The organism is Corynebacterium maris DSM 45190 (genome assembly GCF_000442645.1).
Classification (GTDB): Bacteria; Actinomycetota; Actinomycetes; order Mycobacteriales; family Mycobacteriaceae; genus Corynebacterium; species Corynebacterium maris.
On record NC_021915.1, the window covers coordinates 718,808 to 739,522 of the forward strand.

Annotated in this window: 20 protein-coding genes; 15 read left to right on the forward strand and 5 right to left on the reverse strand. The window is 68.4% G+C overall.

What is annotated here, in order from left to right:
* Nucleotides 1-12 precede the first annotated feature (12 nt).
* Complete coding sequence (locus B841_RS13285) at nucleotides 13-696, reverse strand: DUF4282 domain-containing protein (RefSeq protein ID WP_020934097.1); 684 nt, start codon at nucleotides 694-696, stop codon at nucleotides 13-15.
* A gap of 104 nt (nucleotides 697-800) precedes the next feature.
* Nucleotides 801-2,444: an LCP family protein gene (locus tag B841_RS03455; RefSeq protein WP_020934098.1), complete on the reverse strand. Its 1,644-nt coding sequence runs from the start codon at nucleotides 2,442-2,444 to the stop codon at nucleotides 801-803.
* Between the two features lie 168 nt (nucleotides 2,445-2,612).
* Here B841_RS03455 and B841_RS03460 point away from each other — a divergent pair, with 168 nt between their 5' ends.
* From B841_RS03460 to B841_RS03470, 3 genes are all read left to right on the forward strand, one after another.
* Nucleotides 2,613-3,533 carry a glycosyltransferase family 2 protein gene (locus B841_RS03460; protein WP_041631728.1) on the forward strand — a complete coding sequence of 307 codons (921 nt, stop codon included), beginning with the start codon at nucleotides 2,613-2,615 and terminating at the stop codon, nucleotides 3,531-3,533.
* A 51-nt stretch (nucleotides 3,534-3,584) separates the two neighbouring features.
* Nucleotides 3,585-4,664 carry a mannose-1-phosphate guanylyltransferase gene (locus B841_RS03465; RefSeq protein ID WP_020934100.1) on the forward strand — a complete coding sequence of 360 codons (1,080 nt, stop codon included), beginning with the start codon at nucleotides 3,585-3,587 and terminating at the stop codon, nucleotides 4,662-4,664.
* Between the two features lie 257 nt (nucleotides 4,665-4,921).
* On the forward strand, nucleotides 4,922-5,215 hold the full coding sequence (locus B841_RS03470) for a WhiB family transcriptional regulator (RefSeq protein WP_020934101.1): 294 nt from the start codon (nucleotides 4,922-4,924) through the stop codon (nucleotides 5,213-5,215).
* 85 nt (nucleotides 5,216-5,300) lie between these two features.
* Here B841_RS03470 and B841_RS03475 read toward each other — a convergent pair whose 3' ends face one another.
* Nucleotides 5,301-5,756 carry a metallopeptidase family protein gene (locus tag B841_RS03475; RefSeq protein WP_020934102.1) on the reverse strand — a complete coding sequence of 152 codons (456 nt, stop codon included), beginning with the start codon at nucleotides 5,754-5,756 and terminating at the stop codon, nucleotides 5,301-5,303.
* Nucleotides 5,757-5,856: 100 nt separating this feature from the next.
* Here B841_RS03475 and B841_RS03480 point away from each other — a divergent pair, with 100 nt between their 5' ends.
* From B841_RS03480 to manA, 4 genes are all read left to right on the forward strand, one after another.
* Nucleotides 5,857-6,285 (forward strand): DUF3499 domain-containing protein, encoded by a 429-nt coding sequence (locus B841_RS03480; RefSeq protein ID WP_156844687.1) that lies wholly within the window; start codon nucleotides 5,857-5,859, stop codon nucleotides 6,283-6,285.
* A gap of 68 nt (nucleotides 6,286-6,353) precedes the next feature.
* Nucleotides 6,354-7,724 (forward strand): phosphomannomutase/phosphoglucomutase, encoded by a 1,371-nt coding sequence (locus B841_RS03485; RefSeq protein WP_020934104.1) that lies wholly within the window; start codon nucleotides 6,354-6,356, stop codon nucleotides 7,722-7,724.
* 18 nt (nucleotides 7,725-7,742) lie between these two features.
* Complete coding sequence (locus B841_RS03490) at nucleotides 7,743-8,723, forward strand: MurR/RpiR family transcriptional regulator (RefSeq protein WP_020934105.1); 981 nt, start codon at nucleotides 7,743-7,745, stop codon at nucleotides 8,721-8,723.
* Between the two features lie 49 nt (nucleotides 8,724-8,772).
* The gene (gene manA / locus B841_RS03495) at nucleotides 8,773-9,936 is read left to right on the forward strand and encodes a mannose-6-phosphate isomerase, class I (RefSeq protein WP_020934106.1); all 1,164 of its coding nucleotides are present in this window, start codon (nucleotides 8,773-8,775) and stop codon (nucleotides 9,934-9,936) included.
* A 9-nt stretch (nucleotides 9,937-9,945) separates the two neighbouring features.
* Here manA and B841_RS03500 read toward each other — a convergent pair whose 3' ends face one another.
* The gene (locus B841_RS03500; protein ID WP_020934107.1) at nucleotides 9,946-10,755 is read right to left on the reverse strand and encodes a DNA-directed RNA polymerase II subunit; all 810 of its coding nucleotides are present in this window, start codon (nucleotides 10,753-10,755) and stop codon (nucleotides 9,946-9,948) included.
* A gap of 119 nt (nucleotides 10,756-10,874) precedes the next feature.
* Between B841_RS03500 and B841_RS03505 the strand changes: the two genes are divergently transcribed.
* From B841_RS03505 to hpf, 8 genes are all read left to right on the forward strand, one after another.
* The gene (locus B841_RS03505; RefSeq protein WP_020934108.1) at nucleotides 10,875-11,231 is read left to right on the forward strand and encodes a DUF4259 domain-containing protein; all 357 of its coding nucleotides are present in this window, start codon (nucleotides 10,875-10,877) and stop codon (nucleotides 11,229-11,231) included.
* Nucleotides 11,232-11,337: 106 nt separating this feature from the next.
* Complete coding sequence (ahcY, locus tag B841_RS03510; protein ID WP_020934109.1) at nucleotides 11,338-12,777, forward strand: adenosylhomocysteinase; 1,440 nt, start codon at nucleotides 11,338-11,340, stop codon at nucleotides 12,775-12,777.
* The gene (locus tag B841_RS03515; protein ID WP_020934110.1) at nucleotides 12,777-13,373 is read left to right on the forward strand and encodes a dTMP kinase; all 597 of its coding nucleotides are present in this window, start codon (nucleotides 12,777-12,779) and stop codon (nucleotides 13,371-13,373) included. Before ahcY ends, B841_RS03515 begins: the two co-directional genes overlap by 1 nt.
* 29 nt (nucleotides 13,374-13,402) lie before the next feature.
* Nucleotides 13,403-14,095 (forward strand): MtrAB system response regulator MtrA, encoded by a 693-nt coding sequence (gene mtrA / locus B841_RS03520; RefSeq protein WP_020934111.1) that lies wholly within the window; start codon nucleotides 13,403-13,405, stop codon nucleotides 14,093-14,095.
* Nucleotides 14,096-14,210: 115 nt separating this feature from the next.
* Complete coding sequence (gene mtrB / locus B841_RS03525; RefSeq protein ID WP_084482070.1) at nucleotides 14,211-15,746, forward strand: MtrAB system histidine kinase MtrB; 1,536 nt, start codon at nucleotides 14,211-14,213, stop codon at nucleotides 15,744-15,746.
* Nucleotides 15,743-17,446 carry an MtrAB system accessory lipoprotein LpqB gene (gene lpqB, locus B841_RS03530; protein WP_041631729.1) on the forward strand — a complete coding sequence of 568 codons (1,704 nt, stop codon included), beginning with the start codon at nucleotides 15,743-15,745 and terminating at the stop codon, nucleotides 17,444-17,446. The genes mtrB and lpqB overlap by 4 nt, the downstream gene beginning before the upstream one ends.
* Before the next feature lie 11 nt (nucleotides 17,447-17,457).
* A complete protein-coding gene (locus B841_RS03535; RefSeq protein ID WP_020934114.1) occupies nucleotides 17,458-18,060 on the forward strand; it encodes a ComF family protein in 603 nt (200 codons plus the stop codon).
* Between the two features lie 162 nt (nucleotides 18,061-18,222).
* A complete protein-coding gene (hpf, locus tag B841_RS03540; RefSeq protein WP_020934115.1) occupies nucleotides 18,223-18,900 on the forward strand; it encodes a ribosome hibernation-promoting factor, HPF/YfiA family in 678 nt (225 codons plus the stop codon).
* A gap of 62 nt (nucleotides 18,901-18,962) precedes the next feature.
* On the opposite strand, the gene B841_RS03545 is transcribed toward hpf, so the two are convergent.
* Nucleotides 18,963-20,630, reverse strand: coding sequence for a phosphoenolpyruvate--protein phosphotransferase (locus tag B841_RS03545; protein WP_020934116.1), 1,668 nt, complete (start codon nucleotides 20,628-20,630; stop codon nucleotides 18,963-18,965).
* Nucleotides 20,631-20,715 lie beyond the last annotated feature (85 nt).

Here is a 20,715-nt window from a genome sequence, read left to right on the forward strand (position 1 = left end):
CGGGTCGGGAAACTAGCGGGACGTGCCCTGCTCCACCAGCTTTGAGGTGTTCTCCGCGGTCTTGACCGAGGAAATCACGAACTCCAGGAACACGCGGATGAACACCAGCTGCACCAGGGCTATCAAGCCGACGGGGATCCAGGCGAAGAGCAGCAGCGCGATGCCGCCGAAGAAGCTTTCGCCGAACATGGCCAGCGCCGGCAGCAACCAGCCGAAGATCAGGGTGGCGGCGGCGAGGATCACCGCGATGATGTAGATGACGCGGGCGAACTTCACGGCCACGAAGTGATCGAAGCTGAAGTCAAAAAGCGCGCTGAAGAAGCCCTTGCCCTGCTCACTGGTGCTGCCCGCCGGGCCGGAGGCGGGAGCGCCGTAGGAGGGGTAGCCGGAGGCGGAGCCGTAGCCCGTCTGGCCGGTGCCGTAGCCCTGGTGCGCGGTGCCGTAGGGCTGCTGGGCACCAGGATAATCCTGCTGGCCCGAACCGTAGCTGTTGTAACCGGGGTGCTGTTTCGCCGAGGAGTCCGGGGACTGCCAGCCCGTGCCGTACGGGGAGGTGTCCTCCTGTGCGGAGTTCTCCCCGGCGGGGGTACTGCCGCCTGTGTCGGTGGGTTCCGGGCGGAGGGGATTCTGCTTCGGCGGGGTGGGGGAGTCGTCGCCGGTGTTCTCTGGGTCGTTGTCGTACGGGGGCTGAGTCATGATGAACCTTTCGGGAGGGGAAACAACTGCACGTGACTCAGGTTACCGTCAGGATGGCGGGTATGGGCGGTGAAGGACGTGGCCGGGCCGGTCCGCGCGGCGTGCTAGTTCACGCAGCGCGGGCCGTCGCCGCCGGCGTCCAGCTCCGGGGCCTCCTCCGTGTGGCCGAAGTCGGCGCCCGGGGTGCCCACCGGGGCCTCGGTGCTCGTGTCCACGGCCGCTGATTCCTCCGCGACCTCGGCGGAGGGGCCGAGATAGTCGTCGGCGGCGACCACGATGAGGACGTCGTCGTCCAGGCTCGCGTTCGCGGTGACGGGCAGGCCGCCCAGCTTCTCCGCCAGGGCGGCCGCCGCGGGGGAGTCGGGGTCGGCGGCGACGACCTGGCTGGTGTAGTAGACGCCCGGCTGGGCGTTGGCGGTCTCGGAGACGTTGACGCCCTGCTCGTCGATCCAGGCGCCGACCTCGCCGGCCAGGCCCGCGACGCCGCCGGAGTTGAGCACATGGACTTGGACGTCCGCCAGCGCCGGATCCAGACCCGCGGGAGCCTCACCCGTCTCCTGGTCTGCGTCGTCTGCGCCGTCCTCGCCTTCCGGCGCCTCTTCTTCCTCTGACACGGACAACGACTCCATGAATCCGTGGACTTCGGCGACGTCGACGGTGATGATGGATTCGCCGTAGTCGCCCACGCCGTCGACGGAGGTCACCGGGATGGTGGTGAAGATGACGTTGCCGCCGGCCAGGTTGGCCAGCTGGGTGGCAAACGACATGACGTCCCAGTCCTCGTCGATGACCACCGAGCGCTCCACCGCGTTGGCCATGCTGGAGAGCTTCGACGGGTTGGTCAGCACGTCCGCGGACAGGACCTTGTGCACCAGGGAGGCCATGTAGGCCTGCTGCCGCACGATGCGGTCGAGGTCGCCGCGCGGCAGACCGTAGCGCTGGCGGACGAAGGAAAGGGACTCGAGGCCGTCGAGCGTTTGCCTCCCGGCGGGGAATTGCGCGCCGGAGAGGGGGTCGTCCACCGGGTTGTTCAGGCACACTTCGACGCCGCCGATCGCGTTGGTCAGCAGCACGAAGCCGTGCAGGCCGACCTCGGCGTAGTGGTCGATGTCCACGCCGGTCAGATCCCCGACGGACTCCAGCAGCCCCTGCCGCCCTGCTTCAGTGGCGGCCTGCTCGATGCGGCGCTCCTCCGATTCGCTGAGCTCCCCGCTATCGTCCTGCGCCTCGGCGAGCAGCTCGTCGCGGCGTTCCATCTTGTGGCTGGCGAACACGCCGTTGATCTTCATGTTGCCGAAGTCGTCGTCGTTGACGTAGGTGTCGCGGGGGATGGACACGGCGGTGGCGCGGGAGCCGTCTTCGGGCACGCGCACGACCATCATGGTGTCGGTGTTTTCCTCCCCGTCGTCGACGCCGGCGTTGAGGCGGGCGAGCTCCTCGTCGCTCAGGGGGTTGCCCTGGGCGTCGGTACGCGAGTCGGTGCCCACCAGCAGGATGTCGGTGGCGCCGTCGAGGACTTCCGAGCCGCCGTCCCGGTCGTTGAGCGACAGGTTCGACGCGGAGGCGACTTCGTTGCCCAGCCTGCCCACCAACACATAACCCAGCCCGGAGACCAGCAGCACCAGCACGGAGACGAACACCAGGGCGGCCTTGAGCCAGTTCGGCCCGAGCTGGCGGGTCACCTGGTACGGGGCGGGTCCGGGCGGGGCCTGGATGTCGCGCGTGGGGCGGGAGGGGTCGGTCGTCACTGGGTGTCAATTCTCCGGAGCAGGTGGGGCGCACAGATGAGGCGGGGATGAAGGGGTAAAGAGATTGTATTACGCATCAGCGCAGGAATCATTCTCCGATCGCCCCCGATCCCCTGTGAGCGGGCTGACAACCGCGGCCCGCCCCGCGCGTCCGGAGCCGAATACCGGATGACGCCCGGTAGGCTGACCCGCATTGTGACTGAGAAGAAAACACCGCCGCTTGCCGTGGTCACCGTGACATATTCGCCGGGTGACTTCCTGACGCGATTCTTGGATTCGCTGGCCGCGGCCACCACCCGAGGCACCCTCACCGTGCTGGCGGACAACGGGTCCACCGACGGCGCTCCGGAAGCCGCGGCGCAGCGGCGCAGCGGCGTCGAGTTCCTCGCCACTGGCGGGAACCTGGGCTACGGCAGCGGCATGAACGCCGGCGCCCGCCACCTGCGGGCCCGCCGCGAGGCCGGGGAGATCGACCCCGAGTTCTTCCTCGTCTCCAACCCGGACGTCGAATTCGGCCCCGGCGCCATCGACGAGCTCCTCGCGTGCGCGCGGCGCCTGCCCTCGGCTGCGGCCGTCGGCCCACGCATCCGGGAGCCGGACGGGTCGATCTACCCGTCGGCACGCGCCGTGCCCACGGTGGGCAACGGGGTGGGACACGCCCTCTTCTCCCGGGTGTGGCCGGGTAATCCGTGGTCGCGCGCGTATCGGCAGGCTGAGGACATGGACGCCGAACGCACCGCCGGGTGGTTGTCCGGCTCCTGCCTGCTGGTGCGGTGGGAGGCTTTCGACGCCGTCGGCGGTTTCGACGAGCGCTACTTCATGTACCTCGAGGACGTCGACTTGGGTGACCGCTTCACCCGGGCGGGCTACGACAACGTGTACTGCCCCGCGGCGGAGATCACCCACGCGCAGGGGCACGCCACGGAGAATCATTCGCAGGCGATGCTGCCGGCGCATCACGCCAGCGCCTACAGTTTCCAGGCCGACCGGTTGTCCGCCTGGTGGCAGGCCCCGGTGCGCTGGGCGCTGCGGGCGGGGCTGAAGGCCCGTGCGGCGGCGGCCATCGCGCTGACCCGCCGGTCGGTGTGACCGCGGACGCGCGTGCGCGTGAACAACGTAAAGAATCATGAGAGGACCACCATGGCTAACCCCCAGGAGACGGACGCCGTCATTCTGGTCGGTGGGCGCGGCACCCGGCTGCGCCCCCTGACCGTCAATACCCCCAAGCCGATGCTGCCGACGGCCAATTACCCGTTCCTGCAGCATTTGCTGGCGCGTATCAAGGCCGCAGGCATCACCCACGTGGTCCTGGGGACCTCCTTCAAGGCGGAGGTGTTCGAGGAGTACTTCGGCGACGGCTCGGACCTGGGCCTGGAGATCGAGTACGTGGTCGAGGAGGAGGCGTTGGGCACGGGCGGGGCGATCCGCAACGTCTACGACAAGCTGCGCCACGACAACGTCATGGTGTTCAACGGTGACGTGCTGGGCGACACCGACTTGAACGCGATCCTGCACACGCACGAGGAGAAGGACGCGGACCTGACGATGCACCTGGTGCGCGTGTCTGATCCGCGGGCGTTCGGTTGCGTGCCGACGGACAAGGACGGGCGGGTGCTGGAGTTTCTGGAAAAGACCGAGGATCCGCCGACCGATCAGGTCAACGCCGGCTGCTACGTCTTCCGCCGTGAGCTGATCGAGGAAATCCCCGCCGACCGGGTGGTGTCTGTGGAGCGGGAATCCTTCCCGAAGTTCCTCTCCGACGGCCGGAAGGTCTACGGGCACGTGGACGTCTCCTACTGGCGCGACATGGGCCGTCCGGACGATTTCGTCCACGGCTCCTCGGATCTGGTGCGCGGCGTGGCGCATTCGCCGCTGCTGGAGGGGCGCACGGGGGAGGCGCTCGTCGATGACAGCGCGGGCGTCGCGGGCGGGGTCATCCTGCTGGGCGGCACCGCGGTGGGCCGCGGAGCGGAGATCGGGCCGGGCTGCCGGATCGACGGCTCCGTCATTTTCGACGGGGCGACCATCGAGCCGGGGGCGACGATCAAGGACTCCATCATTGCGGCGGGCAGCCGCATCGGGGCGAACGCCAGGATCGTGGACTGCGTCATCGGTGAGGGCGCCCAGATCGGGGCGCGCTGCGAACTGCAGGGCGGCATGCGCATCTGGCCGGGCGTGATGATCCCGGACAACGGAGTGCGGTTTTCCTCGGATGCGTGATGACACGCCGGACAGTCTGTCCGGAGGTAGGAAAAGCTATTCCCAACCCCACATGTAGTACCCCCATTGGCCACCCCCAAACCTGTGGGCGCGTTACTGGTGTTACTGATGTGACTGATGTGAAAGCAGCGCTGGGAAATGCCTGAATTCTGTCAGTGTTACCGCTTTTTCGGTTGACGGTATTTAGTGTTTCCCGGTTTAATCACATTGGTATCAGTTAGTGACAAACAACCGCGGAATACGGGGAAGGGGACGGCGTGGACGGTAGGATAGACGGCGTTACTTCCCGTGGCGGGGCTGCGGCGGCGCTGGACGACCTGTTCGGCGCCGTCGAGCAAGAGTGGCAGGATCAGGCGCTGTGCGCCCAGACGGACCCAGAGGCGTTCTTCCCTGAAAAGGGCGGTTCCACCCGGGAGGCGAAACGCATCTGTCAGGCGTGTCCCGTCCGCGATGACTGCCTGGAATATGCGCTGGAACACGACGAAAGGTTCGGCATTTGGGGAGGGCTCTCCGACCGGGAGCGCCGCCGCCTCAAGCGACAGATCGGCTGAGGTCCGAGCTGGACGCCCACCCGTCAGGCCTGTTCACCCATAGCGGGAGAACGGGTCTTTACGCCTTTCGGATCCCGGCCTTGCCCTACATGTCGAAACGCGGATCAATCTCCCGCGGATCCAGGTTCAGGTAATTCGCCACCAGTGCCGTGAGCACCGCCACCAGTAGGTCCTGGCGTGTGTGCGCATCCTCGGACCGCGCCTCGATGGGCATGCGGAACAACACGATCCGCGCCCGCGTCGGCCTCCCGGCGGAATCCACGCCCGCGTTGATCACACGACCCAGTGGCACCGGACCGTCCGCCACGATGTCGTCCGGCAGCACCGTCATGTCCGCGCGCAGGCGCATGCGCGGGATCGTGTCGACCGCGACGTCGAGCCCCGCCAACTCATCGGGGTAGGTGTTCTGCAGCGGGGCGTAGGCCTCCAGGACCGCCATGTCGAAGGACTCGCTGCGCGTGCGGTGCCGCGGCGTGTCCACTGGCAGCAACGGGCCACGCAGTCCACGTCCGTGGCGGTTGCGGAAAGATTGGGTGTGCACGTCTCTCACCCTAGGCGGGCGCGGCCAGAAGATGGGTCGGGACACTCCGGTTCGGGACAGGGGTAGGCAAATCTCAACCAAGGGTTTAGACTTAGCCGCTGTGAGTAAGTTTCGTCGTTGTTCGCGCCCCGGTTGCGGCAAGCCCGCAGTAGCCACGTTGACCTATGCCTACGCAGAGTCGACCGCCGTCGTCGGTCCGCTCGCGGTCGACGCCGAACCCCACAGCTGGGACCTGTGCTCCCGCCACGCCGACAACATCACCGCCCCGCTGGGCTGGGAGATGCTGCGCGTCCATGAGATCGAGATCGAAGACGACGAGGATCTGACGGCCTTGGCTGAGGCCGTCCGCGAAGCCGGCCGCGTGACCACCGGCCTGGTCGACGAGAAGTCCGACTACAGCGACGACCCCACCGACCCGGGCACCTCCGCCCACCCGGTCCTGCGCACCAAGCGCATCGCGGCCGACAACCAGCGCCGCCGCGCGCACCTGCGGGTCGTCCCGGACCCGGAGGCCGACAGCGAGGACTGACCGGGGCTCTCGCTAGAATCATGCGGACACTTGTTACTCCTTTTGATTGAAGTAAAGGCGGCGCCCGCATGCGTTCCCGTGAATCCGTATCCGCTGTGATCAAGGCCTATGACGTCCGCGGCGTCGTGGGCGAGAACATCGACGCCGACTTCGTGCGCGAGGTCGGCGGCTCTTTCGCGCGGCTGCTGCGTCAGGAAGGGGAGACGACCGTGGCCGTCGGCTACGACATGCGCCCCTCCTCCCCGGAGCTGGCCGACGCCTTCGCCGCCGGAGTCACCGCCGAAGGCCTCGACGTGACCCTGCTCGGGCTGACCTCCACCGACGAGCTCTACTACGCCTCCGGTGTGCTGGACTGCGCCGGCGCGATGTTCACCGCCTCCCACAACCCGGCCCAGTACAACGGCATCAAGCTGTGCCGCTCCGGGGCCCGGCCCGTCAGCCAGGACACCGGCCTGGCGCGCGTCGTCGACGACCTCGTCGAGGGCGTCGCGTCCACCTACGACGGCGAACCCGGCGCCGTCACCGCCCGCGACGTGCTCGCCGACTACGGCGCCCACTTGCGTGGCCTGGTCGACCTGACGCAGATCCGCCCCCTGGTGGTGGCCGTCGACGCCGCCAACGGCATGGGCGGACACACCGTCCCCGAGGTCTTCGCCGGCCTGCCGCTGGACGTGCGCCCCCTCTACTTCGAACTCGACGGCACTTTCCCCAACCACGAGGCCAACCCGCTCGACCCGAAGAACCTCGTCGACCTGCAGCGCTTCGTCCTCGACGAGGGCGCCGACGTCGGCCTGGCCTTCGACGGCGACGCCGACCGGTGCTTCGTCATCGACGAGAAGGGCCAGCCGGTCTCCCCGTCGGCGATCACCGCCCTGGTCGCGGAGCGCCACCTGGCCGAGTACCCGGGCGCGACGATCATCCACAACCTCATCACCTCCAAGGCCGTGCCCGAGCTGGTCGAGGCCCACGGCGGCACGGCCGTGCGCACCCGCGTGGGGCACTCCTTCATCAAGGCCACCATGGCGGAGACCGGGGCGGTGTTCGGCGGGGAACACTCCGCGCACTACTACTTCCGCGAGTTCTTCAACGCGGACTCCGGCATCCTCGCCGCCCTGCACGTGCTGGCGGCCCTCGGCGCCCAGGAAGGCCCGCTGAGCGCGCTCATGGGCGAATACGACCGCTACGAGGCCTCGGGCGAGATCAACTCCACCGTCGCCGACCAGGACGCCGCCACCCAAGCCGTGCTGGACGCCTTCGCCGACCGCATCGCCTCGGTCGACCGCCTCGACGGCGTCACCGTCGAGCTCACCGGCACGAAGGCGTGGTTCAACGTGCGCGCCTCCAACACCGAACCGCTGCTGCGTCTCAACGTCGAAGCACCCACGACGGAAGAGGTCGACGGGCTGGTGGCGGAGATCTTAGGCGTCATCCGGGCCTGACGACGCTATTCTGGTGCCATGAACGACTACTACGACGGCTCCCGCTACGACCCCGAAACCGTCCGTTTCTTCGACGTCGCGCACGAAGGCGCCCAAGTGCGGGCCGTCAGCGGCGTGGTGGACCGGCTGGCCGAGCTGCGGGGCCGCCAACCCCGCAGCATCGTCGTCGTCGCCACGGACCACATCGCGTTGGCCTCGGCGCGCTTCGCCGCCGCCACCCGGGCGCCGCTGCGGATGCCGCTGGTGGTCTGTGACCGCATGCCCGGCTACATCGGCCCGCTCGACGTCGTGCTGGCGGTGGGGGACAGGGCCGATGACCCGATCACCGCGCAGGCGCTGATCACCGCCGCCAACCGCGGCGCCACCACCATCTTCGTCGGCCCGCCCAGTGGGCCGATCCTCGAGGACTTGCCCGATGACTGCCTGGTCGTCCCCGCCCTGCCCACCGCCGCCGGCGCCTCCCCGGCGCGCAGCATCACCGCGGTGTGCACGTTGCTCGACGCGTTGGAGGAGGACCCCCGCCTGATCGCCGAGCGGTTGACCAAGCTCGCCGAAGACATCGACGACGAAGCCGCCCAGCTGTCTCCCGAGCGCGGGGAAGTGGTCAACCTCGGCCGTCAGCTGCACGCCTGGGCGGACGGGGCGCGCGTGGTGCACACCGGCGTCGACCGCGGCTGGACGGCCGTGGCGGAACTCGTCTCCGCCCTGTGGTCCAGCCGCGGGCTGGCTTCCGGCTGGACCACGCCGGAGGAGCTGCCGGTCGCCCTGCGGGACGTGCCCGCGCAGTCCGACATTTTCCACGATCCATTCCTGGACGGGCCCTTTGCAGTGTTACCGTTGAAGGTCATCGTGTGGGGAGCTGAGACCACTGATCTGGCGAACGCCACCGCCGTCGCGGCCCCGGCCTCCGGCCTCGGGCGCCTGGGACAGGTGCACCGCCTGATCACCCGGGGATTCGCCGTCACCACCTACAACGGGTCCGAAGATGACGCCCTCTAGACGCGCGTGCGTGTCAGGCGTCTGCCGGCCCAGGACTAGAAAGAGATAGATGGAGCAGCTGACCGGGACCACCCGTCACTACCCGTGGGGTTCGCGCACCCTGCTCGCCGACCTCCGTGGCACGGAGTCGCCCTCTCGGCGGCCCGAGGCGGAAATTTGGTTCGGCGCGCACCCGGCCGCGCCGTCGCACCTGGGCGAGCGCAGCCTGATCGAGGTCATCGCCGACGACCCCGTCGCGGCGCTCGGTGAGCGGGTGGCCGAGAAATTCAACGGCGAGCTGCCGTTTTTGGTGAAATTGCTCGCCGCCGACGAACCGCTGAGCCTGCAGGCGCACCCCTCCGCGGAGCAGGCCCGGGAGGGGTACGAGCGGGAGAACGCCGACGGCATCGACCTGCACGCCGGGCACCGCAACTACAAGGACCCCTTCCACAAGCCGGAGATCATCGTCGCGTTGACGGATTTCGCGGCGCTGGCGGGGTTTCGCCCGTTGGCGCGCACCCGCGAGCTTTTCGACGTCCTGGCGTGCCAGGAATTGCGCCGGTACACGGACATGCTCTCCGACGACCCGGCGGAAGAGGCGGGGGATCTGCGTGCGCTGTTCACCACCTGGATCTCCATCCCGTCGAAGGCACGCCGCGAACTGACGGACGCCGTCGTCGCCTGCGCCCGGGCGCACCTGGACCGGGAGGACTGGATCGGCGAGGCGTTGAGCTGCGTCGTCCTGCTCGAGGAGCAGCACCCCGGCGACATCGGCGTGCTCAGCGCGCTGCTGCTCAACTGCATCAAGCTCGCCCCCGGGGAGGCCGTGCACCTGGATGCGGGACAACTGCACGCCTACCTCTACGGCATGGGCGTGGAGGTCATGGCGAACTCGGACAACGTGCTCCGCGGCGGCCTGACCTCCAAGTACGTCGATGTGCCGGAGCTGGTGCGGGTGCTGGACTTCGAATCTTTGGCGGATCCCCGGGCGCCGGAATCCGACGGGGAGTTTCCGTTGCCGATCGAGGAGTTCACTCTAGCCCGCCACGAGGTGGGCGCCGACGGCCTGATCTTCGAGCACGACGGGCCGGCGATCGTGCTGTGCACCGCCGGCGTCGTGCAGTGCGGGGACGTGGAGTTGGCCCCGGGGCAGGCGGCTTGGGTGCCGGCGAATGATCCGGCCGCGGAGTTTGTCTCCTCCGACGGCGCAGAGCTGTTCATCGCCCGCGCCTGACCGCGCCGCTTAGCCGCGGAGCCAGGACAGCGCCCGCTCCCAGGGGGTCGGCCGTGCCCCGGAGCCTTGCTCGTCGACTGGGGCCGGGGCGGGTTCTTCCGTCTGTGCGGCGTCCTCTGCTGTCACGGCGGGCTGCTGGGCAGGGGCGGCGGGTTCTTCTTCCGGAACGGTCGCAGTGGGCTCCGGCTCCTCCTGCGGGGGCAGGGACGGCGTGGCCTCGTCTTCGGGCTGTTCCGGGGCACTCGGCTGCGGGGTCGCCTCCGACGTCGGGCTTTCGGTCTCCGGCGTCGTCTCCGCCTCTGGGGTGGCCTCGGAGTCGGGCACGGTGGGCTGCTCCGGGAGGGAAGGGGCGGTTTCCGGCTCGAGGGGGACGTCGGTGGGGATCGGTTCCACGGGCGCCGGTTCTGCGCTCGGTTCACTGCGGAAGGTTCCGGCGTCGGAACCGCCGGCGGGTTCGTCGTCGTATCTGGGCGAGAGCGGCACGACGTTGTCGGGCCGGTAGGTCGTCGTCGGCGCCGAATGCTCGGGGGCGGACGACAGCACGGCGTTGGGGGCGAGGAACGGATCATCGCGCACGCTCGGTGAGGCTTCCTCGATGACGTCGTCGGCGGGGCCGATTTCCGGGGCGTCGTCCACATTCTCCCCGGTAGAAGACTCGTCTGCGGCCCGTGTGGTGGAGAGCGTGGAAGTCGTGGCAATATCGGTGGTGGCGGGAGCAGTAGGGCTGCTCACTTGCCACACACCGAGCCCGACGCCACCCGCGAGCAGGACTCCGGTGACGACGAAGACCGTCACGTTGCGTTTTTCTGACTTACCCATCCACTGCTTCCTGGCGAACACGATGCGGTCACATCTCGGTAACAAAGTTATCAGAATTTAACCATAGTCCGTTGCTTAATGCACCGGGCGTCACAACCTGTTCAGGTAAGGAGAACATGATGAGTGCTTGGGATCAGGAGATTTTCACTGAGGAGGTCAACGAGGAATTCCTCGATGAGCTGGTGGAACTCGATGACGAGGAGATCATCGAAGCGATCCAGGACGCCTGCCTGCTGGCCCTGCGGCAGGCGGGGAGCATTTCCGAGGACGAGCGCCGCAACGGGCTCGCCGCGGCCACCATCGCCGCCATTTGGGCGGGGGCGCCGTTCACCGCGGGGCAGGTCGCGTCGGACTACCCCTACATCCGCGAACTGATCGGCTCCGGCAGCGAGGAATTGAGCGAAGCGGCCGCCGAATTGCTCGAATCCGAGGAGACCGACGCGGATCTCGACCAGTTCATCGAGGCGCTCGCCTAACCGCCGTTTCGCGGCAGGCCGGGAGGCCCCCGACCGGGGGTTGGCGCTACAGTGGTTGATCGAACCATCAACAACTGTTTGACGCGTACTTAGGAGTTTTCCCGTAATGCCGCAGGTAACCGATTACAAGGTCGCAGACCTCACCCTGGCTGAGTCCGGCCGCCACCAGATCCGTCTCGCCGAGCATGAGATGCCCGGCCTGATGGCGTTGCGCACGGAGTACGCCGACGAGCAGCCGCTGAAGGGCGCGCGCATCGCCGGCTCCATCCACATGACCACCCAGACCGCCGTGCTCATCGAGACGCTGACGGCGCTGGGCGCAGAGGTCCGTTGGGCTTCCTGCAACATTTTCTCCACCGAGGACCCGGCCGCGGCGGCCGTCGTCGTCGGCAAGGAGGGCACCCCGGACAACCCGCAGGGCGTCCCGGTCTTCGCCTGGAAGGGCGAGACCCTCGACGAGTACTGGTGGTGCCTGAACCAGATCTTCTCCTGGGGCGACCAGCTGCCGAACATGATCCTCGACGACGGCGGCGACGCCACCATGGCCGTGATCAAGGGCGCCGAATTCGAAAAGGCCGGCGCCGTCCCGCAGTCCCAGGACAGCGACTCCGACGAGGAGATCGCGTTCTACAACATGCTGCGCAGCGTCCTGGAGACCGAGCCGGGCAAGTGGACCAAGACCGCCGAGGCCGTCCAGGGCGTCACCGAGGAGACCACCACCGGCGTCCACCGCCTCTACCACTTCGCCAACGAAGGCGTCCTGCCCTTCCCGGCGATGAACGTCAACGACGCCGTGACCAAGAGCAAGTTCGACAACAAATACGGCACCCGCCACTCCGTCATCGACGGCATCAACCGCGGCACCGACATGCTCATCGGCGGCAAGAAGGCCCTGGTCTGCGGCTACGGCGACGTGGGCAAGGGCGTCGCAGAGGCCCTCGACGGCCAGGGCGCCATCGTCACCGTCACCGAGGTCGACCCCATCAACGCCCTGCAGGCGCTGATGGACGGCTACGACGTCGTCACCGTCGAGGACGGCATCCCCACCGCCGACCTGGTCATCACCGCGACCGGCAACAAGGACATCATCTCCTTCGAGCACATGCAGATGATGAAGGACCACGCCGTGTTGGGCAACATCGGCCACTTCGACAACGAGATCGACATGGCCTCGCTGCTGCGCCGCGACGACGTCACCCGCGTGAACATCAAGCCGCAGGTCGACGAGTTCACCCTGCCGAACGGCCGCTCCATCATCGTGCTGTCCGAGGGCCGCCTGCTGAACCTGGGCAACGCCACCGGCCACCCGTCGTTCGTCATGTCCAACTCATTCGCGGACCAGACCATCGCCCAGATCGAGCTGTTCACCAAGAACGACCAGTACGACAACGAGGTCTACCGGCTGCCGAAGGTCCTCGACGAGAAGGTCGCCCGCGTCCACGTCGAAGCCCTCGGCGGCACGCTCACCGAGCTGACCAAGGAGCAGGCGGAGTACATCGGCGTCGACGTCGCCGGGCCCTACAAGCCGGAGCACTACCGCTACTGATGATCATCGCGGTCGAAGGAATCGACGGCGCCGGAAAGAACACGCTGGTCACCGCTTTACGTGAGCGGATCGACGTCGACGTGTTGGCCTTCCCGCGCTACGAGGTCTCCATCCACGCCCAGCTCGCCCGACAGGCGCTGCACGGGCAGATGGGGGACCTAACGGAGTCCGCCTACGCCATGGCCACGCTGTTCGCGCTGGACAGGCACGGCAGCCTGGACACGCTCGCGGAGTACGTCGACTCCGACCGGGTGATACTGCTCGACCGCTACGTCGCCTCCAACGCCGCCTATTCCCTGGCGCGCACCGGGGACGAGGCGGTGGTGGACTGGGTCGCCGAGCTCGAGTTCGGGCGTCTCGGCCTGCCCCGCCCGGACCTGCAGGTGCTGCTGGACACGCCCCCGGCGATCGCCTCCGAACGCGCGATCAACCGCGCGGCGGAGCACGCCGACCGGGAACGCGACGCCTACGAGCGCGACGGCGGGCTGCAACGGCGCACCTGGGAGGCGTATCTCCAGCTCGCAAACCGGCGGTGGGGCAGTGAATGGGTGATAACCTCAGAGGCTGAGGATATTATCCGTTTCATCACTTCTTAACTGGCTCTTACCTGGGAGGCCCGGCTTTTATGACAGCGAAGATTCTCGTCGTGGACGACGACCACGCGATCTCCGAGATGCTCACCATCGTGTTGGAGGCCGAAGGCTTCGAATCGATCGCCGTCAATGAGGGCACCGAGGCCGTCCCGGCGTTCCAACAGCACCAGCCGGACCTGATTTTGCTGGACCTCATGCTGCCGGGGATGAACGGCGTCGACATCTGCCGCACCATCCGCCAGGAGTCCTCGGTGCCGATCGTCATGCTGACCGCGAAAACGGACACCGTCGACGTGGTCCTGGGGCTGGAGTCCGGCGCCGACGACTACATGACCAAGCCCTTCAAGCCGAAGGAGCTGGTCGCCCGCATCCGGGCGCGCCTGCGCCGCACGGAAACCGCCCCGAGCGAGATGATCGAGGTCGGCGACCTGAGCATCGACGTGGCCGAGCACACCGTCAAGCGCGGCGACGAGGAAATCAGCCTCACCCCGCTCGAGTTCGACCTGCTGGTGCAGATGGCGCGCAAACCCGGCCAGGTGTTCAGCCGCGAAGAGCTGTTGGAAAACGTGTGGGGCTACCGGCACGCCTCCGACACCCGGTTGGTCAACGTCCACGTCCAGCGCCTGCGCGCCAAGATCGAGCAGGACCCGGAAGAGCCGCAGATCGTGCTGACCGTGCGCGGCGTGGGATATAAGACCGTCAAACCGGAAGATTTCCGAGATTAGTTAGGTTTCCGCCATCGACAAGATTCGCCGGATACGAGATTCCGTGGCGGAGGCCTGGCGCACGTCGCTCCAGGTCCGCGTCATCGGCTCGATCTTCATCGCTTCCGCGGTGGTCATGCTCATTCTGGGCTTCGCGTTGGCGACCGTGGTCACGTCGCGTCTGACCGACGCCAAGATCGACCTGGCCAACACAGAGATCGACCGGGCCCGTGGCGCGGTGGAGCAGCAGATCGACGCCACCGGCTCGTCGAGCTCCCTGCAGTCGCGCATGAATTCCGCCCACGCGGCGCTGACGCAGCTGTCGTATCAATCCCCCGCGGAGGCGAGCGTCTACGAACCCGTGCTGGTGACGGGCAACGCGGACGGCTCCGTCACGACCTCGCCCGAGGGGTACCGCGTGCCGGAGAGCTTGCGCCGCTTCACGGCGGAAGGCCAGATCGCCTACCAGTTCACGGAGACGGAACGTGCCGACGGTACGTCGTACAACGCGCTGATCATCGGCACGCCCACCGAGACCGACATCCCGGGCCTGCAGCTGTACCTGGTGTTTTCCATGGAGTCCGAGGAAACCACCCTGGCGATGATGCGCGGCATGCTCGTCACCGCAAGCGTGGTGGTCGTCGTCCTGCTGGTGGCCATCGCCTGGCTGGCCACCCAGCAGGTCACCGCGCCGGTACGCTCGGCCTCCCGCATCGCCCAACGCCTCGCCGCCGGCCACCTGCGTGAGCGCATGGCCGTGGAGGGCGAAGACGAGATGGCGCGGTTGGCGATCAGTTTCAACGACATGGCAGAGAAACTGTCGAACCAGATCACCCAGCTCGAAGAGTACGGCGACCTGCAACGTCAGTTCACCTCGGACGTCTCGCACGAGTTGCGCACCCCGTTGACCACCGTGCGGATGGCGGCCGACATGATCGCCGCGGACGCCGACGACTTCGAGGTGCACACCCAGCGCGCCACCCAGTTGATGATGCGTGAACTGGACCGCTTCGAGGCCCTGTTGACGGAGCTGCTGGAGATTTCCCGGCACGACGCCGGCGTCGCGGATCTGTCGGCCACGCGCCTGGACGTCCAAGCGTGCGTGGCGTCGGCCTGGGACGCGACGAAGCACCTGGCCGCCGAACTCGACGTCGAGGTCATTTTCACCCAGCCGGACGAACAGGTGTGGGCGACCGGGGATTCGCGCCGCATCGAACGCATCATGCGCAACCTGATCGCCAACGCCATCGACCACAGTGAAGGCAACCCGGTGGAGGTGACGTTGGCGGCCAACGAGCACGCGGTGGCGATCACGGTCACCGACGGGGGCGTCGGACTGAAGCCGGGGCAAGAAGAGCTGATCTTCAACCGCTTCTGGCGTGCCGACGCCTCCCGGAAACGCCATTCCGGCGGCACTGGCCTGGGCCTGGCGATCGCCCGGGAAGACGCTGTGTTGCACGGCGGACGCCTCGACGCGGCGGGTAACTTCGGGGTAGGTTCCCAGTTCCGTTTCGTGTTCCCGCGGGAACAGGACGCCGGCCCCTTCGACGTGGCTCAGTCGCCCCTGCCCCTGGCGGCCCCGGGCGCGGAGGACGGCGACGAAGACGATGACCTTATTCTCGAGGCGGCGCCGGGGCGGGCGCAGCCGGATGAACCGGAGGCACGGCAATGAGTTGGCGTAGGGCGCTCACGGCGGTGACCGTGGTGTGCGCGATGGTGCTCAGCGGTTGCGTCGGGCTGCCCACGGACACTGACCCGCAGTCGTTGCGCTCTTTTGAGGCGAGCAGCCAGGCGGAGGAAGACCTCGGGCCGGAGGAAGGGCAGCAGCCGGACCTGTTGCTGCGTGACTTCTACCGGGCCTCGGCGTCGCCCACCGCGAACCACTCCCAGGCGCGGGCGTATCTGACCCCGCCGGCGGCGGAGCGCTGGGACTCGGGCACCTCGACGCTGATCGTCGACCGGCTCGACATCACCACCCAGGCGGGCGCGACCTCCCAGGAGCGCACCTTCGACATCCGCGGCAACGTGATCGGCACGTTGCGCGACGGCGGCTCCTATATCCCGGAAAACGGCGCCTACGAGGCCACCGTCGAGATGGAGCTCGTCGACGGGGAGTGGCGGGTCTCCTCCCTCCCGTCGGGCGTGGTGATGGAACGCACGGATCTGCGCAACAACTACGAGCCGCACAACCTCTATTTCTTCGACACCACGGAACGGGTGCTGGTCGGGGACCGCAGGTGGATCTTCGCCGGGGAAAAACGCCTGGACACCGTGCTGATCTCCATGCTGATGCAGGGGCCGTCGGAACGCGTCGCTCCGGCGGTGTCCACGGTGCCGCCTTCGCAGGCGGAATTCATCGGCGCATCCGAGGGCGTCTACCGCTTCAGCGGCCTGGAGGAGGCCGACGCCCAGAGTCGCGGGCAATTCGCCGCGCAGTTGACCTGGACCCTGGCAATGGCGAATGTCCCGACTCCCTACACCTACGAGGCGGGCGGCATGCCGCTGATCGAGAGCCGCCCGCAGGTGGTGCCCGACGACTTCGCCGAGCTCAATCCCCGGGTGGGCATGACCGCCGCGACGCCGCTGTACGCGTTGACGGACGGGCGCATCTACGAAATCTCGTCGAACCAGGCCACCCCGGTCGACGGCCCGCTGGGGACGGCCGGAAACCTGGAGTCGGCGGACCTCACCGCGGAGGGCACGGCGGCCGCGGTGCGTGAGGACGGGGAGACGTCCACGCTGGTGATCACCGCCGGGGAGGGCAGCGTGGAGGAGGTGCTCACGGCGAACACGATCAGCCGCCCCTCCTTCGAGTTCGACCCGAATGCGGCCTGGGTGGTGCTCAACGGCGAGGACGTGGTCCGTGTCGTGCGCTCCGAGTCGACCGATGAGGTCGCCCAACTTCCGGTGGACACCTCGTCGTTGGAGGACCTGGAGGGGGAGGTCTCCATGCTGCGGCTGTCACGTTCGGGCTCGTATGCGGCGATGCTCATCGACGGTCGCGTGTACGTCGGCGTCGTCTCGCGTCCCTCCGCCGGGAGCAGGGCGATCGTCAACGTCCAGGAGATCGCCGCCGAGCTGTCGGGCACGGCGTTGGCGGTGGACTGGCAGCCGGACGGTTCGCTGCTGGTGGGGACCTCCGCGCTGGAGACCCCGGTCTGGCGGGTGGAGCAGGACGGCTCGTCGGTCTCAGCGCTGTCGTCGGCGAACATCACGGCGCCGGTGGTGTCGGTGTCGGCCAGCCCGAACACGATGTACGCCACGGACGCCCGGGCGGCGCTGCAGTTGCCCACGGGCGGCAGTGAAAACGTCATCTGGCGCGAGGTGCCGGGGCTGCAGGGCGTGCGGTCGGTGGCGATCGTCGCCAATTAGGGGGAGGTCACGTGGAGCTGCTGTTGCCGCGTCGGTGCGCCGGCTGCGGTGAGCGCGGCCGGGTGTTGTGCCCGGCTTGCGCGGGGGAGCTGCGCACGCCGCCGGAGCGGGTGTTCACCCGGGTGGACCCGCATGTTCCGGTGTTCGCCCTCGGCCCCTACGCGGGCGCGCACCGGGGCGTGGTGTTGGCGATGAAGGAGCGGGGCGATCAGACGGTGCGCGGACACGTCGGGGCGGTCGTGGCCGCCGGCGTGCGGCACCTGCAGGCCCGGGGCGAGGTGCCGGAGCGGCTGGTGTTGGTGCCTGCCCCGACCAGGGCCCGGTCGGCGAGGCTGCGCGGCGGTGATCCGGTGACGGACGTGTGCCGCGCCACCGGGTTGCCGGTGTGCGCGACGCTGCAGTTGCGGGCGGGCACACCTGATCAAGGCATGTTGGACGCCGCAGGGAGGCGACGGAACCTGGTGGGGCGAGTGGAGATGGGGCGCCGGCCGACGGCGCCGGTGGTGCTGGTCGACGACGTGGTCACGACCGGTTCCACGATGGCGGCGTCGGTGGAACGGTTGTTGGCCGCCGGATGCGTGGTGGCGGGGGCGGTGGCCATCGCCGCGGCGTGATCTGTAAGTATGGACACTGGCTGGTGGCACACGCCATAAGGCTCGCCATTAGTCGTATGAATTACTATCGCGGCCCTGATTTAGGCGGGGCCACAAAAGACCTTGGTTATAACCAGGTGTACACTGGAATTACAAGGTCCCACCGACCCAGGGAGGAAGCAGATGACCACTGCACAGAACACCGACGTCCTTCGCCCCGACAGCCAGGTGACCATCACCGGCCGCAACGTCGAGGTCCCGGAGCACTTCGCGGAACGCGTCAACAGCAAGCTCGCCAAGATTGAGAAGCTCGACCCCACCCTGACCTTCTTCCACGTGGAGCTCCAGCACGAGAACAACCCGTCCCGCGGCGACCGCTCCGAGCGGGTCCAGATCACCGCCACCGGCAAGGGACACCTCGCCCGCGCCGAAGCCAAGGAAGACAGCTTCTACGCCGCCCTCGAAGTCGCTCTGGGCAAGATGGAGCGCTCGCTGCGCAAGGTCAAGGTGCGCCGCGAGAAGGCCAAGTCCGGCCACCGTGCCCCCAAGGGCGCCGGCGTGATCGCCGCCGAGATGGAGGCCAACGCCAAGGCGGAGCAGGCCGCAGCCGAAGCCGCCCAGGGGGAATTCGACGTCGACCCGTACGAGAACGAAGTCGACGACGTGATCCCGGGCCGAGTCGTGCGCACCAAGGAGCACCCGGCCACCCCGATGAGCGTCGATGACGCCCTCTCCGAGATGGAGCTGGTCGGCCACGACTTCTACCTCTTCATCGACGAGGAGACCAACCGCCCGTCCGTGGTGTACCGCCGCCACGCGTTCGACTACGGTCTGATCGCTCTGGGAGACGAAGAGAAGTAGTTCTTCACCTTTTGTGACGAAGGCCGCCCCCGGAAAATTTTCCGGGGGCGGTGTCATGCTATCTACAGCAATTCTCTCAGCCGCGGATCCGCCGCGGCCACGGCGGCCGCCCTGGCCTGCTCGGCGGTGTCGGCCGCGCGGGCGGACGCGGCGATACGACGACACGCGGCCAGGTCGTGCAGCCGCAAGGCCGCACGCACCAGCGGCACCCGGCCGACGGGCATCGACAAGGACGCGGCCCCCAATCCGACGAGCACGAGCGCGAACAACGGGTCACCGCTGACTTCCCCGCACGCCCCGACCGGCGTGTCAGCCCGGCAACTGGAGGCGACCAGATCGAGCAGCGCCGGTTGCCAGGGATTGAGCAGCGCAGAGACCTCCCCACCCAACCGGTCGGCGGCCATCGTGTACTGCGCCAGGTCGTTGGTGCCCACCGAGGCGAAATCGACCTCGGCGAGCAACCGTTCTGCCCGCACCGCGGCCGCCGGCACCTCCACCATCACCCCGACCTTCGGCAACCCGTGGGCCCGCACCCGGGCGGCGAACCAACGGGCCTCTTCCACGGTGGTGACCATCGGCGCCATGACCTGCAGGTCGGCCCGCCGCCCCGTCGCGTCAAACGCCGCCGCCAGCGCCTTAAGCTGGGTGTCCAACAGATCGCGTCGGGCCATGCTCAGCCGCAGGCCCCGCACCCCCAGCGCGGGGTTGGGCTCCGGGTCCGCGTCGATGAACCCCAACGGCGTGTCGGCGCCCGCGTCCAGGGTGCGGATCACCACCGGCTTCGACCCGAAGGCCGCCAACACGTTGGCGTAGACGGCCGACTGTTCCGCCGCCGTGGGGGTGACAGGGGCGCCCAAGAAGAGGAACTCGGTGCGCAACAGCCCGACCCCCTCCGCATCGACGGCCTGCCGGGCCTCGGCCACGGAACTGATGTTGACCAGCAGCGGCACCTCGTGCCCGTCGGCGGTTTCACCGCGGCCGCGGGCAGAGGTCAGCTCGGCGCGCCGGACTGCCCGCGCCCGCAGTGACGTCATGTCCGCCGCGGTCGGGGAGACGATGACCTGGCCGGCGGCGCCGTCGACGAGCGCGGCCGTGCCGTCGGCGAGCTCGAGGACGCCGCGAGCCTGCACCACCGTCGGGATCCCGCGTTGCGCGGCCAACACCGCCGAATGGGACGTCGGTCCGCCGGCGGCGGTGACGACGCCCGCCACCAGCGCCGGATCGAGTCGGGATAGCTCCGCGGCGGCGAGGTCTTCCGCGACCACAATGGCCGGGCGCTCCAGCCGCGGCACACCCGGGGCGGGCAGCCCCCGCAGCCGGCAGATGGCGCGGTCGCGCACGTCGTGCAGGTCGGTCACCCGTTCCGCGAGGTAGCCCCCGGCCCGGGCCAACTTCTCGGCGTAGTGCGCGGCGGCGCCATGGACGGCGCCGGTGACGCCCGCCCCGGCCCGCAGCCGCTGCGTGGCGGCGGCGAGCAACGCCTTGTCCTCCGCCAACCGGGCGGTGGCCCGCAGGATGGCGCCCGCGTCATCGCCCGCCTCGTCGGCCCGCGCCCGCAACTCATCCGCCACCTCGCCCAGCACGGCGCGCACCCGCGCGGCGTCGCCCTCCGGATCGGTGCAGGCGGGTTCGTCGGGGTCGATTCCCGGGGCCGGCAGAACCTTCACGACGGGCCCCGACGCCACGCCCGCGGAGACGCCGACGCCGGACAGGACGTCTCGGGCGTTCATCGTCGTCCCCCGTCGTCGGGAAGGTGGGATATGGACATGATTCGATCGTAGTCAGACGCCCCGCCGGCGCCACCGCGTAGACCCG

Bases quoted from the DNA above. Each gene is read 5' to 3' on its own strand.
- B841_RS13285 (WP_020934097.1), bottom strand. From the start codon at position 696: ATGACTCAGCCCCCGTACGACAACGACCCAGAGAACACCGGCGACGAC.
- B841_RS03460 (WP_041631728.1), top strand. From the start codon at position 2,613: ATGACGCCCGGTAGGCTGACCCGCATTGTGACTGAGAAGAAAACACCG.
- B841_RS03465 (WP_020934100.1), top strand. From the start codon at position 3,585: ATGGCTAACCCCCAGGAGACGGACGCCGTCATTCTGGTCGGTGGGCGC.
- B841_RS03485 (WP_020934104.1), top strand. From the start codon at position 6,354: ATGCGTTCCCGTGAATCCGTATCCGCTGTGATCAAGGCCTATGACGTC.
- B841_RS03490 (WP_020934105.1), top strand. From the start codon at position 7,743: ATGAACGACTACTACGACGGCTCCCGCTACGACCCCGAAACCGTCCGT.
- manA (WP_020934106.1), top strand. From the start codon at position 8,773: ATGGAGCAGCTGACCGGGACCACCCGTCACTACCCGTGGGGTTCGCGC.
- B841_RS03500 (WP_020934107.1), bottom strand. From the start codon at position 10,755: ATGGGTAAGTCAGAAAAACGCAACGTGACGGTCTTCGTCGTCACCGGA.
- B841_RS03505 (WP_020934108.1), top strand. From the start codon at position 10,875: ATGAGTGCTTGGGATCAGGAGATTTTCACTGAGGAGGTCAACGAGGAA.
- ahcY (WP_020934109.1), top strand. From the start codon at position 11,338: ATGCCGCAGGTAACCGATTACAAGGTCGCAGACCTCACCCTGGCTGAG.
- B841_RS03515 (WP_020934110.1), top strand. From the start codon at position 12,777: ATGATCATCGCGGTCGAAGGAATCGACGGCGCCGGAAAGAACACGCTG.
- mtrA (WP_020934111.1), top strand. From the start codon at position 13,403: ATGACAGCGAAGATTCTCGTCGTGGACGACGACCACGCGATCTCCGAG.
- mtrB (WP_084482070.1), top strand. From the start codon at position 14,211: ATGCTCATTCTGGGCTTCGCGTTGGCGACCGTGGTCACGTCGCGTCTG.
- lpqB (WP_041631729.1), top strand. From the start codon at position 15,743: ATGAGTTGGCGTAGGGCGCTCACGGCGGTGACCGTGGTGTGCGCGATG.
- hpf (WP_020934115.1), top strand. From the start codon at position 18,223: ATGACCACTGCACAGAACACCGACGTCCTTCGCCCCGACAGCCAGGTG.
- B841_RS03545 (WP_020934116.1), bottom strand. From the start codon at position 20,630: ATGAACGCCCGAGACGTCCTGTCCGGCGTCGGCGTCTCCGCGGGCGTG.